Source organism: Brockia lithotrophica, assembly GCF_003633725.1.
GTDB lineage: Bacteria > Bacillota > Bacilli > Thermicanales > DSM-22653 > Brockia > Brockia lithotrophica.
In genome coordinates this window covers 136,141-150,260 of the sequence record NZ_RBIJ01000002.1, presented here as the reverse complement: position 1 = coordinate 150,260, position 14,120 = coordinate 136,141, and the positions used below count along the sequence as shown (strand labels likewise).

The window sequence follows — 14,120 nt, the reverse complement described above, 5'->3', positions numbered from 1 at the left end:
GAACGCGATGCAGGTCCAGAGGACCTTTATGCCTACGGAAGAAGAAGCGCTCGCGCAGCGCAAGTGGTACGTTGTCGACGCCGCGGGACAGCCCCTGGGGCGGATTGCGGCGGAGATCGCCCGGATCTTGCGGGGGAAGCACAAGGCCATCTTCGTTCCGCATCTCGATGTCGGCGACTTCGTGATCGTCGTCAACGCGGACAAGGTGGAACTTACCGGGGAGAAGTGGGAGAAAAAGCTGTACCACTTCCACTCCCGCTATCCCGGTGGGTTGCGCACGTACACGGCCCGTCAGCTTTGGCAAAAGCGCCCGGAGCGGTTGCTCGAGCTCGCCGTTCGGCGGATGCTTCCCAAAAACCGGCTCGGGCGTAAGCTCATGAAGAAGTTGTACGTATACGCGGGTCCCGACCATCCACACGCCGCCCAAAAGCCGGAACCTTGGCCGTTGGGAAAGTTTTGGCCTACGGGCCGGGAACGCGCGTCGCACGACGGGGGTGAAACGAAGTGAGCACGCTCCAGTACATGGCAACCGGTCGTCGCAAAGAAGCGGTAGCCCGGGTGCGTCTCGTTCCTGGGGATGGCAAGATCTTCGTAAACGGAGAGCCCTTCGAGAAGCGCTACAGCCTCCTCGCCTACCGCCTGATCGTACAGGAGCCGCTTGAACGCGCGGGGGTTCTTGGGCAGTACGACGTGTACGCAAACGTAAGCGGAGGCGGGATTACCGGACAACTGGGGGCGATCCGTCACGGAATTGCCCGAGCCCTCCTCCTTATCAACCCGGAATTCCGCCCCGTTCTCAAAAAGGCGGGTCTTTTGCGTCGCGACCCGCGGATGAAGGAACGGAAGAAGTACGGTCTCAAGAAGGCGCGGCGGGCGCCGCAGTTTTCGAAACGGTGAGGGTTTGGTTCGATCTGGACGGTCGATCCAAGGAACACCGCTTGCCCTGGGCAGGCGGTGTTTTTTTTTGCTCTGGCGCATACGTTGGAGCGAGGGACAACCGCGGGGGTTTTCGAAAGGTGGGAGGGCTACGTCCGATGGGGATTCGCCGCGTGCGGTTTGCAGTTCGCCCGGAACAGCGAAAAGCCCTTGTTTTCCTTCTGGGAATTGTCCTGGGAAGCGCGGCGATTTTCGCCCTGCGCGTCGTCCCGTGGAGCTCGGGGCGGTGGTTTGCTGCATCTTCGGCCGCGTCTTCGCACGGGGCCCTAGCCGGGAAGGTCGTCGTTCTTGATCCCGGGCACGGCGGCATTGACGGTGGGGCCGTGGGTCTGGGTGGGGAAATCGTCGAGGACGACACGGTTTTGGCTATTGCCCTTTACCTTCGGGATTACCTCCAGGGTGCGGGAGCATACGTGCGGCTCACGCGGGAGGGGGATTACGATCTCGCGGGTGAGGGGAGAGGACGGAGAAAGGAACGCGACATGCGCGCCCGCGCCCAGATCATGAATTCTCCAGACGTGGACCTTGCCGTAAGCATCCACCTCAACAGCGTTCCTTCCCCCAAGTGGTGGGGGGCTCAGGTGTTTTACGGTGAGGATCCTCCAGAGAGCGCCTGCCTGGCCTGGCACGTGCAGCGTGCCTTGGCCGAGCACTTAGGGACGCCTCGGCTTCCCAAGAAGCGAGACGACCTCTACCTTCTGCGGGTTGCGAGGGTTCCCACGATCCTCGTCGAAGCCGGCTTTCTTTCCCATCCCGAAGAGGCCCGCCTCCTTCTCGATCGGACGTACCAAAGACGCGTAGCTCTGGCCGTTTACGACGGGATTGCACGGTACGCGGCAGGGAACGAACCCTGTCCTCCGCCTTCTTCCGTCCCTGCGCAAGGGGAATTTCGGGATTGAACGACCAAGGGGGCTGCAAGGGCCCCTTTTCCCTTTGGGAACTTCAAAGGAAGAGGTGTTCAAGAGAAGTTCACCGTTCTGCGGTAGCGCTTTCCTAAGGAACTGGTCTATAATGAAAACGAGGGCAAAAAAGCCCTCTTCTTTTTGCCGTCTTCCGTACGTCTGTACCGGGGTAGGGAAAGATCGGGAAAGGAAGGTGCAATCCGTGGCCCTTACGGTAGAAGAGGTGCGCGAGGCGTTGCGCACCGTCGAAGACCCCGAACTTCGTCAAAGCCTCGTCGATCTCGATATGGTCAAAGACATCGAAGTCGAGGGGGATACGGTTCGCGTCGTAATCGCGCTCACCGTGCCGAACTGCCCGCTTCAGGGCGTAATTTCCGAACGGGCAAAGGAGGCCATCCTAGCCGCGGGGGCGAAGAAGGTGTACGTACGCCTCACGGCGATGACCGAAGCGGAACGACAGGCCCTTGCCGCTAAGCTTCAAGCTTCTAAAGGCCTTGTTACGCTCACGCCGGACCGCCCTCCCGGTTCGGAAAAGACCGTGTACCTCACGGTTTCCTCGGGAAAGGGTGGTGTAGGGAAGTCCACAGTTACCGCCAACCTCGCGTACGCCCTCGCCCGCTCCGGGCTCAAGGTGGGGCTCATCGACGCGGATATTTACGGTTTCAGCATCCCCGAGATCCTCGGAATTCGCCGCCAGCCCACGGTTCTCGAAAAGCTCATCGTGCCCCTGTACAGCTTCGGGATGAGCGTGATCTCCATGGGGTTTTTCGTTCCCCACAACACCCCCGTCATCTGGCGCGGGCCTATGCTCGGGAAGATGCTCGACACGTTCTTTAAAGAGGTTCACTGGGACGAGGACCTTGACGTCCTCCTCTTTGACCTACCTCCCGGTACGGGGGACATTCCCCTGGACATCAGCCGGCGCGTGAGCTGGGCCATGGACATCCTCGTCACCACGCCGCATCCGACGGCGACGCGCGTCGCCGCCCGTGCCGGGGCGATGACCTTACGCCTCAACCGTTCGATCTTGGGAATTGTAGAAAACATGTCCTACGTCGAATGTCCCGACGGGACGCGCGTATACCCCTTTGGCGAAGGCGGGGGGCGCGATCTCGCGGCCCACTTCCGGACGGAACTTTTGGCACAGATCCCCTTGGCGGGAGATTCTCCCGGGGTCGAAGACCCCGTGACGGGAGAAACCGCCCCGGGGCTCTTCCCGGCGGATCACCCCGTGGGAAAGGTCTACGCCTCTCTCGCGGAAAAGGTCATGGAGAAGCTCGGCCTCGAACCGCGTCCGGAAGCCGTCCGCTGAAGGCACGTCGCCCGGGAAAGAATTTCCGGGCGCTTTTTTATTGTCCTCCCTGTCCTTCCTCTTCTCGTCCTTCGGATTCCGTCTTTTCTTTCTGTTTTTGTTCCTTTTGTTCCTTGTCTCCTTGCTTTTGTCCTTGGGGCTTTGCCTGTTGTTCAACCTGGCTCTTTACGAGTTTTGCCACCCGTTCTTGAAAGAGGGGGCCTTCAAGGACTTCCTGGGCGGTCTCTTTGACCACCGAGCGAAAGTCCGAGGACTGAAGCGTGTGCACGATGTGTTGGGAAAATTCCGGGCTTTTGAGCGTCGTGAGAAGGAGTTTTTGGTAGTCGGGATCCTTCATGAGATCTTTCAAGAGTTTGGCGTGTTCCTGAGCGGTCGCCTTTGCGTACTCCGCCACAAAGGCCGGATCGTGAAAGGTCTCTTGTAAGAGTTGCGTCCCTTCGGGAGAAAGGAGCGTTTCCCGGATGGTCGCCTTGGCTTCCGTTTCCTGAAGGTACAGGGATTTCCTCACCTCGGGATCTTTAAGCGCCTCGCGGAGGGCGTTCTTTCCTTCTTCCGTCTGCAGGATGTCCCGCACCATTTCTTTAAGGGAGGAATATTCGCTGCCACGGTTCGTCCCGGTAGTTTGCCCTTCGGAGGCACATCCCCCCATGGCTCCCATGAGGACGGCCAAGGCGCCCGCAAGTACGCCCCAAAGCCGCAAACGTTTGAGCCACCTGCGCCACACGCGTCGGCGTTTCATCGGTTTCCCCCCTTTACCCGTTCCTTGCAAAATCAACGGTTTGCGGAAGACGCTCCGAAGGCGCCCTCACCCGGTAGGCTGGGTGGGGTACGGGTGGGGTATGTGCTTCTCCCTTCGCCAGTTTTGGGGAAGCTCCCCTCGGCAGGTCCGCTTCGCCCCCACATCCCCCTATTGCGGTACGATGCGTGCGTTTTCGCCGTAGACCAAGTTCCGTAAAGGAACTACGTTCCACCGACCTTGGAGATCCCGCAGCTCTTTCTCCACCCATTCGGGGGTTGCCCCTTCGTCCCACGTCAGGACGACGAGACCTCCCCCGTACGCGGGTTTCTTTTCCTGACCTCCGTCGTGCGGGGTGACGGTCCTTTGTCCTACGACGAGCCGCATACCCTCCTGCTGGCAGATCCGGGCCAAGGTGTCGACGTCCGCCCGGCGGTAAGGAAACATGGGGAGCAAGAGGTACGAAACTTCTTCCGGCGAGCGGCCGAAAAGCCGTGCGGCCTCGTTGCGCTCGTGCTGAAGCCGGTTGGCAAGTTCTTCTTCCCCAGGGCGGCTGTCCGACTCTGCCCCGGCGGCCGAGACAAGGGCCTCGCTTCGGCGAAACGACGTACGAAACGGAGAATCCGTGGCGTTTTGTCCGTCCTTTTGAAGGAGCGCTTCCCAGACAAGCCCTAGTTCCCACGTCGGGGGCCAGAAGGCTTCCCGGTCGGGGAGGCGAAGGTACGGAGCGGATGGGTGGCGGCTTTCCTCCTCCCGTTTCCACGTCTGGGGGTCGAGAAAGACGGTGAGCGGCGGTTTTCCCGCCCCTTCCCATCCGATCTTCATCGCTTCGTACGCCCTCCGGTGAGGAACGTAAACCCCGACCGCGATCGCCCTTTCTTCCCCGGGTACGGCGAAGAAGGGCTTGGCTTCCGCGTACGCTTTCTCGGCGGTCTCATTCGGCTGGGCGTGTTCTCGGGGTTCTTCGGGAGGAACCGCCGCGGTGAAAAAAAGAATTCCCAGGAAGGCCAGGCCTTTTTGGAATCCGAGGAAGACCGGGTGCATGTCCCATCACGTCGCTTTCCCATGCGAATTTCGGCAACGAACGCATTCACCTAAGGCCGAACCCTCTTCCGTTCCCTTTTCCTTAGGCCTTGGGAAAGATTATACTGGGTAGGGTAATGTGAATAGCGGCGCAAAGGGGGAGTCCACGTGCACGTCGAAACACTTTGGGAAGGGAATTTGCGCTTTCGGTCTACGGGTCCGAGCGGGCATTCTGTCGTGATCGACACGGACCCCGACCACGGGGGAACGGACCAAGGTCCGCGTCCCATGGAACTTTTGCTTCACGGACTGGCCGGATGCACGGGAATAGACATCGTCCTCATCTTGCAACGAATGCGCGTGCCACTCGAGGGATTTTCGATTCAAGTGAACGCCGAACGTGCGGAAGAACATCCGCGGAGATTTACCAAAATCCACCTCCACTACCGTTTCGTGGGTACAAATCTGCCCGAGGACAAAGTCAAACGGGCGGTCGGCCTATCCGTAGAAAAGTACTGCTCGGCCTCTGCTTCGATTGCCGCCCCCATCGTGGTCACGTACGAGGTCAACGGCCAGACGTACACGTACGGGACAAAACTCCCCCATTGCGTATCGGAAGGGGAGAGTTAGAGGCTCAGGGTTAGGGTTGCCCGGCCGCTTGCACGCATGCCGTGGAAGAATGTGGTCTATCTTTTGGAAGGGTGGAAGGGCCCGCGGATTTTGCCGACGGGCCTCCTTTGCATTTTCAAAGCGCAAAAGGTGTCGGACTTATGCCGGGCACGGCGGCCAACGACGTTTTTTGCGAAGGCTCCGATGCTCCGTCGCTTTGCCGGCGTTTTCCGGGTTTGGGGTACAAGAAGGCCGGGAACGATTCCCAACATGGCCTCGTGCTGCGCCGGGCAAAGCCACCTCCTTCTCAGGAAGAAGGTTGCGTTTCCGCGGACGTGTGGTTTCGCCAAGAGCCGAATCAACCTATACGTGTGGAGAGGAGGGACGGAGTTGGCAAAATTGGGCATGCTCCTTACGCCGCACGAACAGGTAGAACTCGAATACATCTTGCGCAAGGAGTTGGAAGACCTCCTTACCGACCTCGAAGACCGACGTCTCGAAGGGCTCCTTCGGAGCGTTCTCGAAGAACGCTACGCACTTCTCTTACGCCTGTACAGCCGGGTGGCCCCTCCACGGGAGGTGCGACGTTTTTTACGGTCTCCGTAACCACCTAATTTCCGGGAACGGGCTTCAACAAGCGCTTGGGGTCTCGCCCGACAGAGGGTACCCGGGCGTGCGCCCCGAGCGCCAAGTTCTTCCGCTCGCCCGGAAAGAAGAGGCGAGGCCGTTTTGCGTTTCGTATCTTGCCTTTTCTCTCGGGGGTCGCTATAATGAATAGCGCGTTTGGCCTGCTCCTGTAGCTCAGTGGCAGAGCGCATCCTTGGTAAGGATGAGGCCGCAGGTTCGATCCCTGCCGGGAGCACCATCCACGGCCCCTTGGTCGAGTGGTTAAGACACCACCCTTTCAAGGTGGTAGCAGGGGTTCGATTCCCCTAGGGGTCACCAATGGACGATTAGCTCAGTGGGAGAGCACCTGCCTTACAAGCAGGGGGTCGGCGGTTCGAATCCGTCATCGTCCACCAGTTGGAGGGGTAGCGAAGCGGTCAAACGCGGCAGACTGTAAATCTGCTCCCTCTTGGGTTCGGGGGTTCGAATCCCTCCCCCTCCACCACGATCCTGTCGTTGGGGTGTAGCCAAGCGGTAAGGCAGCGGACTTTGGATCCGCGATTCGTAGGTTCGAATCCTACCACCCCAGCCATTTGCCGTGAGCCGGTAGCTCAGCCGGTAGAGCACCGGACTTTTAATCCGGGTGTCGCGGGTTCGATTCCCGCCCGGCTCACCACTCCTATAGTGGACGGCGTTTTTGCGATGGAGGGAAATTTTTCTATATACACAGGTATCAGAATATTCTTTCGGTAGATCCAAAAGATCTACCGATTTTTATTTTTATAAAAAGACTCATACACACTTTCCATCTTTTTCACGCTACTTTCCCAAGAAAATTTTTGAATAACAAATTCTCTTGCACTATTCTTCATCTTGTTTAGTATTTCTCTATTTAAAGCAAAAAGAACAATTTTCTCGGCTGCAGATTGCGGGTTTTCTTTAGGGACGACAAACCCCGTAGATTCGTGGGATACGACTTCGGGGAGCCCCCCTACGTCGGAGACGATGACGGGGATCCCGCAGGCCTGGGCTTCGAGTACGGCTACCCCGAAGCTTTCGTATCGGCTGAGGGCGATGTAGACGTCCAATTGGTTGAGGTAACGAGTTACTTCTCTGTGGGGAACGGCCCCCACGAACGTTGTTCTTTTGTCGATCCCGAGATGTCTGCTCAGGGCTTCCAGACGTTTGCGTTCCGGTCCGTCTCCCACAATGAGCAGGCGGAGCGAACGCCCGACGTCGGGGGCGGTTTCCACGAGGTATCTTTGGGCCAAGGCAAAGGCGTGGAGTAGGAGGTCTATACCGTATTGCGGGGCGAGGGATTTTACCGTGCCGACGGTAAAGAAGCGTGGGTCTTTGTATTCCGGTTGGGGACGAAATTGGGCGACGTCGACGCCGAAGGGGGTGATTTCAATTCCCCGAACGTTTGGTTCGAGTTTGAGGGTTTGTTGGGCCATGGCACGACTGGTCGACAAGATGAGATCTGCCGCTCGGAGGTTTTTTGTGACGATGTAGCGGTGAAGCGGCGAGTAAAAGGGGTATTCGTACACGTCGGAGCCCCATACGGATAGGAGAAAGGGCCGGAAACGGGAAAGGCGCCCCAAGGTTCCGTATCCCGTTGCGTAGTGGGCGTGCAAGATGTCCGGTTTGACCTCGGAAATTTTTTTCCTGAGGGCAGGGGCGGAAAAGAAATAGGAAAGGGCCGGTTTGGGGAACAGTCCGTGGATTTCGTGCACGCGAACGGCAGGATGTACCGGTTCTCTTTCCGGATGAACGGTAAACAGGTGGATTTCGTACCCCCGGTCTGCCAAAGCGTTTACCCAACGGACCGTGTGAACGGAACTCTGTGCGGCAAGGAAGGCGATTTTCACCGGCCGAGAAGCTCCCTTCGTCGTGTAGCGTTTTTTGTCTAGACTTCCTAGCTCCGCATTCTTATACTAGGAAGGGCACATAGCAATTGCCCCGCTTCTTCATCCATTCTACCTTTCGGGAGGGCAAGGAGACCACATGGGACTTTGGCACACGAGGAGAAGGAAAAGACGCGAAGAGCCGTGGAACATGCTGGTCGCGCACCACATCCCCGAGTCCGAAGAGGCGGAGTCGTTTCGCATCCTCCGCACGAACCTCTTTTTTCGCGGGGTCGGGGTGCCGCTTCGCTCCGCAGCCATTGTAAGTTCCCTGCCCGATGAAGGGAAGAGTTTTGTGGCGGCCAATTTGGCAATCGTCGTAGCGCAGTCCGGGAAGCGGGTGCTCCTCGTCGATGCAGACTTGCGCAAACCCTCACTCCATAGGTATTTTAGGAGCCGCCAGAGCCCCGGCCTTTCTTCGCTTCTTGCGGGGATGGTCTCTTTACCGGACGCAGTGGTTCCGACTCCCGTTCCCAACCTCTTCCTCCTTCCCTCGGGCCCCCTCCCTCCGACTCCTGCGGAACTTTTGGCATCGGAATCGATGGACGGCGTGTGTGCGGAAGTCTCTTCTCTTTTTGACTTTGTGCTGTTCGATACCCCCCCGCTCTTGCTCATGGCGGACGGCGTGATCGTTTCCTCGCGTACGGATGGAGCCGTCTTAGTAGTTCGCGGGAAGCACACTCGCAAAGAAGACGCGAAAAAATCTGTTAAAATTTTAACAAATTCTAATGTAAAAATATTAGGGGCTGTATTCAACGGAAGTGTCAAAGAAAAAAACTATTATAATGATGTAAAATATTATTACAATTATTGACAAACAAAGCAATTTCTCTCATAAATTCCTAGGTACTAGAATCCGAAATCTATGGAATTCGCTGTCGCGTGATCGATTTCTCGATGGTTCGACACTCCTCGCTTGCGAACGCGAACCTTTTTGTCGTATGCTAAAACGAGCGGGATCGAGGGTTACGTGGTCCGCATGGCGGATCTCCCGGGGGAAACGGGTGACGAGGTTGCGAAAGGAGGAACCTCCTTGTCGGAGGAACTTGGCCTACAAGATGTCGTTCGGGTTTTGCGTAAACGGTTAATTTGGATTATTTTACTCACAATAATAGGAGCGCTTATTGCGTATGTTTTTAGTGCTTATTTTACTACCCCTGTATACTCTGCTTCAACGCAACTTATCGTTAATCCAAAACAGAACGAAAATGCTCCTTTAACTTACTCAGATTTACAAATAAGCCTAAATTTGATAGAAACTTACAAAGAAGTTTTAAAAAGCCCTAGGATTTTAGAAAAAGTAGTTCAATTAACGGGATATTCAAAAGGAGTAGGCGAACTTAATAAACACGTAAAAGTAAATACGGTAAAGCAATCCCAGGTCCTTTCTGTGACTGTTGAAGATACATCGCCCGAACGGGCGGCGGTTTTGGCAAACGCAATCGCAAAGGTATTTCAGCAAGAGATTCCAAAAATACTAAGAGTTGATAACGTAGAGATTCTTGCTGAAGCGTATCCGCCTTCTTCGCCTGTACGCCCTAAAGTTTTCTTGAATACTCTCGTCGGGGGTGTGATTGGACTTTTCGCAGGAATTTTGCTTGCGTTTCTTCTCGAAGCCTTAGATACTACATTTCGCGAAGAAAAGCAAATAGAGGAGGTTTTGGGGCTTCCGGTTTTGGGAGAGGTCGGAATTGTATCCACAGCTGGGCGAAGAAAGCGACCGCGAGGTTTGGCGCCGACTGCAATGTTCCAGGAGGAGGAGAAAGCGAAACCGAAACCCGGAACTTCGACTTCCGGTTCTCCTCCTCACGAAGGGAGGGTGGAGGTGTGATTGGCAAGATCTTTCATAACCGCGTATCCAAGGACGAGCGCCATACCCAGCTCGTAAGTTGGGACGATCCGACGTCTCCCGAGGCCGAAGCCTTTCGGAGCCTGCGTACGAATTTGCAGTTTGCGGCTGCGGCCCGGCCTTACCGATCGCTTCTCGTTACAAGCACTGTTCCGGGAGAGGGAAAGAGCCTCGTTACGGCCAATTTGGGCGTAGTTTTTGCGCAGGCCGGGAAGAAGGTTCTCCTCGTAGACGCCGATCTGCGGCGTCCTACGTTGCACAGGTACCTTCGGACGTCCAACCGCGTAGGGTTGACCAACGTCCTCGTAGGCACGTATTCCCTTTCTCCGGCAATCCAAGAGTTGCGCATTCCGGGACTTTCATTTTTGCCCTCGGGCCCCGTACCGCCAAACCCCGGCGAACTTTTGGGTTCGCAAGCCATGCAACAGCTCCTCGGGCAGCTTGCCGATCGGTTCGACCTCGTTTTGGTGGATACACCGCCGGTCTTGCTCATGAGCGACGCACGTCTTCTCGCCCCTTCCGTTGACGGGGCCCTCCTCGTCGTACGTTGGAAGTTTGCTCACCGTGAGCTCGTAAAAAAAGCGGTTCAGCTTTTGCGCCTAACGAATACCCATATTTACGGAGTAATTTTTAATTATGTGGTAAATTACGAGATGAATTCTTACTATGGTGGCTACGGGTATTTGAAATAGTGTGTTTTCAATTCCGGGTAGGTGGGTTCCACGTGGTCGACCTTCACACCCACTTGTTTCCGGGTCTGGACGACGGAGCGCAGGACGAGGACGAATTCCTCCGTATGGCCGAAGCTGCCGTACGAGAGGGAATCCGGACGGTTGTCGGTACTCCTCACCACCTGAACGGAGTATACGTGAATCCCGCCGACAGGGTACTGAAGGCGGAGGGAAGAGCCCGTGCCCTTCTCTTGGAACGAGAAATTCCCCTTCAGATTCGCGCTGCGCAAGAAGTGCATTTGAGCGTAGAGCTCTTTTCGGCAATTGACAACGATGAGATCTTGTTTCTCGACGGGAGGAAGGGACGCTACCTCCTTCTCGAACTGCCTCATCGTATTCCTTCGGACATTGACCGGTGGGTATACGAACTTCGCCTTCGGGGAATCGTTCCAGTGCTTGCTCACGTGGAGCGATACGCTTATTTTCGCGAACGGCCCCAACGTCTCTTCGCTCTCGTCGAAGAGGGTGCGGTTCTGCAAGTTACGGCTGGCAGTTTTTCCGGGGTATTTGGAGAGGACGTGAGAACTTTCGCCCTACGGCTTGCGGAACACGGGTGGGTCCACCTCGTGGCCTCCGACGCCCATAGAGCGTTTGGTCGAAGAGGGTTTCACCTCGCGGAGGCCAACCAGATTCTCGAACGCATACTCGGGCCGGAGGAGGTTGCGGCTATGTACACGCGTGCCCAGGAAATCCTTTCCGGCCGAGAAATTTTCGTCGAGGAGGGAGAACCCTTCTCTCCGCCAGGGAAGACGGAGGTCTTCTTCACCCGCTTGAGGAGCTTGTTCGTCCGCAAACGGTAGTTTGGAACGTACGGTGTTCTAAGGGGGTTATCGAAAAGGGCGGGCGGTTTATCCCCGCCCTTTCTCTTGTGGTAGACTTACGTACGTCGTGATCGGTAGCGGGATGTGGACCTTCGCACACCGCGCATGCGAGGTAAGGAGAAGGAGAACCCGATGACCAAGATCCTCACCGTAGTCGGCGCTCGCCCCCAGTTCATTAAAGCCTCCGTCGTTTCCCGCGAACTTCGGAAGCTCGGCGAAACCGTGAGAGAAGTCCTCGTCCACACGGGGCAGCATTTTGACCCCTATATGTCCGACGTGTTTTTCCGCGAACTGGAGCTTCCCAACCCCGACTACCATTTGGGAATCGGGGGTGGTACCCATGGCCAAAACACGGGGCGTATGCTGGAGGCCGTAGAAAGCGTGCTCTTTCGCGAACGCCCAGACGTCGTCCTCGTGTACGGGGATACGGACAGCACCTTGGCGGGAGCCCTCGCTGCGGCAAAGCTTCACATTCCCGTAGTTCACGTCGAAGCGGGACTTCGCTCGTTTAACCGACGCATGCCGGAGGAGATCAACCGTGTCCTTACGGACCACGTCTCCGACCTCCTCTTTGCCCCGACGGAGCAAGCCGTGGAAAACCTTAGGCGGGAGGGAATTTCGGGGGAGCGCGTTCGTCTCGTAGGAGATGTGATGTATGACGCGGCCTTGTGGTTTGCCGAGAGTGTAGGTGGGCAGGAAGACATCCTCGCTTCGTACGGCATCCGTCCGAACGCATACGCCTTGGTTACCGTTCATCGTGCGGAAAATACAGATCGTCCGGAACGGCTGTTGACCATCGTACAGGGGTTTCTCCGTTTTGCCGAACTCATGCCTGTCGTCTGGCCTCTTCATCCCCGGACGCGCAAGGTCTTCGAGACATTCCTTGAGGAGGATGTTTTTCCCCAGGACGTTCGTGGTGTGATCGACCGGGAGTTTTTGGCCGAGCTTGATGCATCGGGTGCGGTTGTCCGGAGAAACGTTTGGTGGCTCCGACCCGTAGGATACGGAGAAATGATCGTTTTGGAGCGGAACGCCCGTTTCATCGCTACGGATTCGGGCGGCGTACAAAAGGAGGCCTTCTTTTACCGCGTGCCGTGCGCTACACTACGGGAAGAAACCGAGTGGACCGAACTTGTCGAACTCGGTTGGAATCGGCTCTGCCCGCCGTCGAGCGTCGACGATTTGTACGCATGCCTCACAGAGGCATATCAAAGTCGCGGGCGCGAGGCCTTTCCGTACGGCAGAGGAGACGCTTCGCGGAAGATCGTACAAGAACTCCTTCGGCGGTACGGGTAGGTACGCGCTTCATCCGAAGGATACGTCTTTTCCTCGCTTGCGGATGAGGAAGGCGCTCTCCCGATGGTTTTGGAGAGGAACGTCTACACGGAGGACGGACCGACCTTGCGTTCGATGAACATCTGGATCGTAAACCAGTACGCCGGCGCTCCCGATCAACCCGGGTTTACCCGGCACTACAGCCTTGCGCGGGAGCTCATTCGTCGCGGACACCGCGTGAGCATCGTCGCGACAAGCTTCCACCACACCTTGCGAAAGGACACGCGCTTAGAACCGGGGGAAGCGTGGCGCTATGAGGAAGTTGAGGGCGTTCCCTTCCTCTGGCTTCGGACTCCCGCCTATCGGGGGAATTCCGCAGCGCGCGTTTGGAACATGGTGTCCTTCGGGCTTTCTGCCGTGCGCCGAAGCCGTCCGGAAATTTTAGGTGTTCCGGACGTCGTTTTGGGCTCCGTCCCCCATCCCTTTATCGGACTTGCCGCAGAACGCCTTTCCCGGAGGTACCGCGTTCCTTTCGTGCTCGAGGTTCGAGATCTTTGGCCAGATTCCCTCATCGATTTGGGAGACGTTTCTCCGTTCCATCCGTTCATCCTCTGGATGCGGTGGGCCGAACGTTACCTGTACCGGAAATCGACGCGTATCCTTTCCATACTTCCTTACGCCCATGAACACATGGTGCGCCAAGGTGCGGCACGGGAGAAGATTTTTTGGCTCCCCAACGGAATTGACCTTACGAACGTCCCATCCTTTCTCCCTCCGCCGGAAGGAGAGACCTTTACCGTGATGTACGCGGGGAGCCACGGCTTGGCCAACGATCTCGATCGCGTTCTCGACGCGGCCCGCCTCCTGCAAAACGAGGGGGGCGAAAGGGCAATCCGTTTCGTCCTCGTAGGAGACGGTCCGGAAAAGGAAAGGCTGATGGAGAAGGCCCGGCAAATGGGGCTTCACAACGTGGAGTTCCGTGACCCCGTTCCCAAACGCGAGGTCTTTCGCGTGTTGGCCGAGGCGGATGCGTTCCTCCTCCTTCTCAAGGAAGCTCCCGTATTTCGATTTGGCGCAAGCCCGAACAAGCTGTACGACTACATGGCGATGGGGCGACCGGTAATCTTTGCCGTAAATTCTCCGTACAACCCCGTCCAAGAGTCGCGTGCGGGAATTACGGTTTCGGACGCAAGTCCGGGTGCCTTGGCGAGGGCGGTGCGCGACCTCGCATCTCTCTCGCGGGAAGAACGGGAAGCCATGGGCAGGCGGGCACGCGCATACGTGGAAGAGCATCACAGCTTTCCGAAGCTGGCGGAGCGGTTGGAAGGGATTTTGCAAGAGATCGTCCCCCTTCGGAACCGTCCTTAGAAATCCGCCTTCGACGGCAGAAAGTCGCGGCTGCACCTTTTCGCACCC

Annotated in this window: 15 protein-coding genes and 6 tRNA genes; 18 read left to right on the top strand and 3 right to left on the bottom strand. The window is 57.1% G+C overall.

Translation table 11 applies throughout. The annotated features are described in order from the left end of the window. Window positions 1-7 precede the first annotated feature (7 nt). The 4 genes from rplM to C7438_RS04695 all read left to right on the top strand — a co-directional run bounded on the left by rplM (window position 8) and on the right by C7438_RS04695 (window position 3,150). On the top strand, window positions 8-508 hold the full coding sequence (rplM, locus tag C7438_RS04710; protein WP_121444204.1) for a 50S ribosomal protein L13: 501 nt from the start codon (window positions 8-10) through the stop codon (window positions 506-508). After that, complete coding sequence (rpsI, locus tag C7438_RS04705; RefSeq protein ID WP_121444203.1) at window positions 505-897, top strand: 30S ribosomal protein S9; 393 nt, start codon at window positions 505-507, stop codon at window positions 895-897. Before rplM ends, rpsI begins: the two co-directional genes overlap by 4 nt. A gap of 137 nt (window positions 898-1,034) precedes the next feature. After that, window positions 1,035-1,835: an N-acetylmuramoyl-L-alanine amidase gene (locus C7438_RS04700; protein WP_121444202.1), complete on the top strand. Its 801-nt coding sequence runs from the start codon at window positions 1,035-1,037 to the stop codon at window positions 1,833-1,835. 205 nt (window positions 1,836-2,040) lie between these two features. After that, window positions 2,041-3,150, top strand: a complete 1,110-nt coding sequence (locus C7438_RS04695) for an Mrp/NBP35 family ATP-binding protein (RefSeq protein WP_245956494.1) — start codon at window positions 2,041-2,043, stop codon at window positions 3,148-3,150. A 37-nt stretch (window positions 3,151-3,187) separates the two neighbouring features. Here C7438_RS04695 and gerD read toward each other — a convergent pair whose 3' ends face one another. Together gerD and C7438_RS04685 are read right to left on the bottom strand one after the other, a co-directional pair. Then, window positions 3,188-3,889 carry a spore germination lipoprotein GerD gene (gene gerD / locus C7438_RS04690; RefSeq protein ID WP_121444200.1) on the bottom strand — a complete coding sequence of 234 codons (702 nt, stop codon included), beginning with the start codon at window positions 3,887-3,889 and terminating at the stop codon, window positions 3,188-3,190. A 168-nt stretch (window positions 3,890-4,057) separates the two neighbouring features. Further along, window positions 4,058-4,711 carry a hypothetical protein gene (locus C7438_RS04685; RefSeq protein WP_147401994.1) on the bottom strand — a complete coding sequence of 218 codons (654 nt, stop codon included), beginning with the start codon at window positions 4,709-4,711 and terminating at the stop codon, window positions 4,058-4,060. 366 nt (window positions 4,712-5,077) lie between these two features. Here C7438_RS04685 and C7438_RS04680 point away from each other — a divergent pair, with 366 nt between their 5' ends. The 8 genes from C7438_RS04680 (at window position 5,078) to C7438_RS04645 (ending at window position 6,800) form a co-directional block, all read left to right on the top strand. Beyond that, window positions 5,078-5,539 (top strand): OsmC family protein, encoded by a 462-nt coding sequence (locus C7438_RS04680; RefSeq protein ID WP_121444198.1) that lies wholly within the window; start codon window positions 5,078-5,080, stop codon window positions 5,537-5,539. A 369-nt stretch (window positions 5,540-5,908) separates the two neighbouring features. Next, window positions 5,909-6,124: a hypothetical protein gene (locus C7438_RS04675; RefSeq protein WP_121444322.1), complete on the top strand. Its 216-nt coding sequence runs from the start codon at window positions 5,909-5,911 to the stop codon at window positions 6,122-6,124. A gap of 184 nt (window positions 6,125-6,308) precedes the next feature. Further along, window positions 6,309-6,383: transfer RNA gene (locus tag C7438_RS04670), tRNA-Thr, on the top strand. 5 nt (window positions 6,384-6,388) lie between these two features. Next, window positions 6,389-6,463, top strand: a tRNA-Glu gene (locus C7438_RS04665). A 2-nt stretch (window positions 6,464-6,465) separates the two neighbouring features. Next, window positions 6,466-6,540: transfer RNA gene (locus C7438_RS04660), tRNA-Val, on the top strand. 3 nt (window positions 6,541-6,543) lie between these two features. Continuing rightward, a tRNA-Tyr gene (locus C7438_RS04655) sits at window positions 6,544-6,629 on the top strand. Between the two features lie 12 nt (window positions 6,630-6,641). Further along, window positions 6,642-6,716: transfer RNA gene (locus C7438_RS04650), tRNA-Gln, on the top strand. An 8-nt stretch (window positions 6,717-6,724) separates the two neighbouring features. Then, window positions 6,725-6,800, top strand: a tRNA-Lys gene (locus C7438_RS04645). Between the two features lie 88 nt (window positions 6,801-6,888). Here the strand turns inward: C7438_RS04645 and C7438_RS04640 are convergent. Further along, a complete protein-coding gene (locus tag C7438_RS04640; protein WP_121444197.1) occupies window positions 6,889-7,992 on the bottom strand; it encodes a glycosyltransferase in 1,104 nt (367 codons plus the stop codon). Window positions 7,993-8,128: 136 nt separating this feature from the next. Between C7438_RS04640 and C7438_RS04635 the strand changes: the two genes are divergently transcribed. From C7438_RS04635 to C7438_RS04610, 6 genes are all read left to right on the top strand, one after another. Further along, window positions 8,129-8,842 carry a CpsD/CapB family tyrosine-protein kinase gene (locus tag C7438_RS04635; protein ID WP_211322072.1) on the top strand — a complete coding sequence of 238 codons (714 nt, stop codon included), beginning with the start codon at window positions 8,129-8,131 and terminating at the stop codon, window positions 8,840-8,842. 219 nt (window positions 8,843-9,061) lie between these two features. Continuing rightward, window positions 9,062-9,859, top strand: a complete 798-nt coding sequence (locus C7438_RS04630; RefSeq protein ID WP_170143570.1) for a YveK family protein — start codon at window positions 9,062-9,064, stop codon at window positions 9,857-9,859. Continuing rightward, entirely contained in the window at window positions 9,856-10,569 is a 714-nt protein-coding gene (locus C7438_RS04625; protein WP_170143569.1) for a CpsD/CapB family tyrosine-protein kinase, read from the top strand. The genes C7438_RS04630 and C7438_RS04625 overlap by 4 nt, the downstream gene beginning before the upstream one ends. 32 nt (window positions 10,570-10,601) lie before the next feature. After that, window positions 10,602-11,408, top strand: coding sequence for a tyrosine-protein phosphatase (locus C7438_RS04620; RefSeq protein WP_121444194.1), 807 nt, complete (start codon window positions 10,602-10,604; stop codon window positions 11,406-11,408). A gap of 153 nt (window positions 11,409-11,561) precedes the next feature. Next, the gene (wecB, locus tag C7438_RS04615; protein WP_121444193.1) at window positions 11,562-12,725 is read left to right on the top strand and encodes a non-hydrolyzing UDP-N-acetylglucosamine 2-epimerase; all 1,164 of its coding nucleotides are present in this window, start codon (window positions 11,562-11,564) and stop codon (window positions 12,723-12,725) included. Window positions 12,726-12,788: 63 nt separating this feature from the next. After that, window positions 12,789-14,072, top strand: a complete 1,284-nt coding sequence (locus C7438_RS04610) for a glycosyltransferase family 4 protein (protein ID WP_121444192.1) — start codon at window positions 12,789-12,791, stop codon at window positions 14,070-14,072. Window positions 14,073-14,120: the final 48 nt, after the last annotated feature.

Excerpts from the sequence above, each read along its gene's own strand:
- rplM (WP_121444204.1), top strand. The coding sequence starts at position 8 with ATGCAGGTCCAGAGGACCTTTATGCCTACGGAAGAAGAAGCGCTCGCG.
- C7438_RS04635 (WP_211322072.1), top strand. The coding sequence starts at position 8,129 with ATGGGACTTTGGCACACGAGGAGAAGGAAAAGACGCGAAGAGCCGTGG.
- C7438_RS04610 (WP_121444192.1), top strand. The coding sequence starts at position 12,789 with ATGGTTTTGGAGAGGAACGTCTACACGGAGGACGGACCGACCTTGCGT.
- wecB (WP_121444193.1), top strand. The coding sequence starts at position 11,562 with ATGACCAAGATCCTCACCGTAGTCGGCGCTCGCCCCCAGTTCATTAAA.
- C7438_RS04685 (WP_147401994.1), bottom strand. The coding sequence starts at position 4,711 with ATGAAGATCGGATGGGAAGGGGCGGGAAAACCGCCGCTCACCGTCTTT.
- gerD (WP_121444200.1), bottom strand. The coding sequence starts at position 3,889 with ATGAAACGCCGACGCGTGTGGCGCAGGTGGCTCAAACGTTTGCGGCTT.
- C7438_RS04700 (WP_121444202.1), top strand. The coding sequence starts at position 1,035 with ATGGGGATTCGCCGCGTGCGGTTTGCAGTTCGCCCGGAACAGCGAAAA.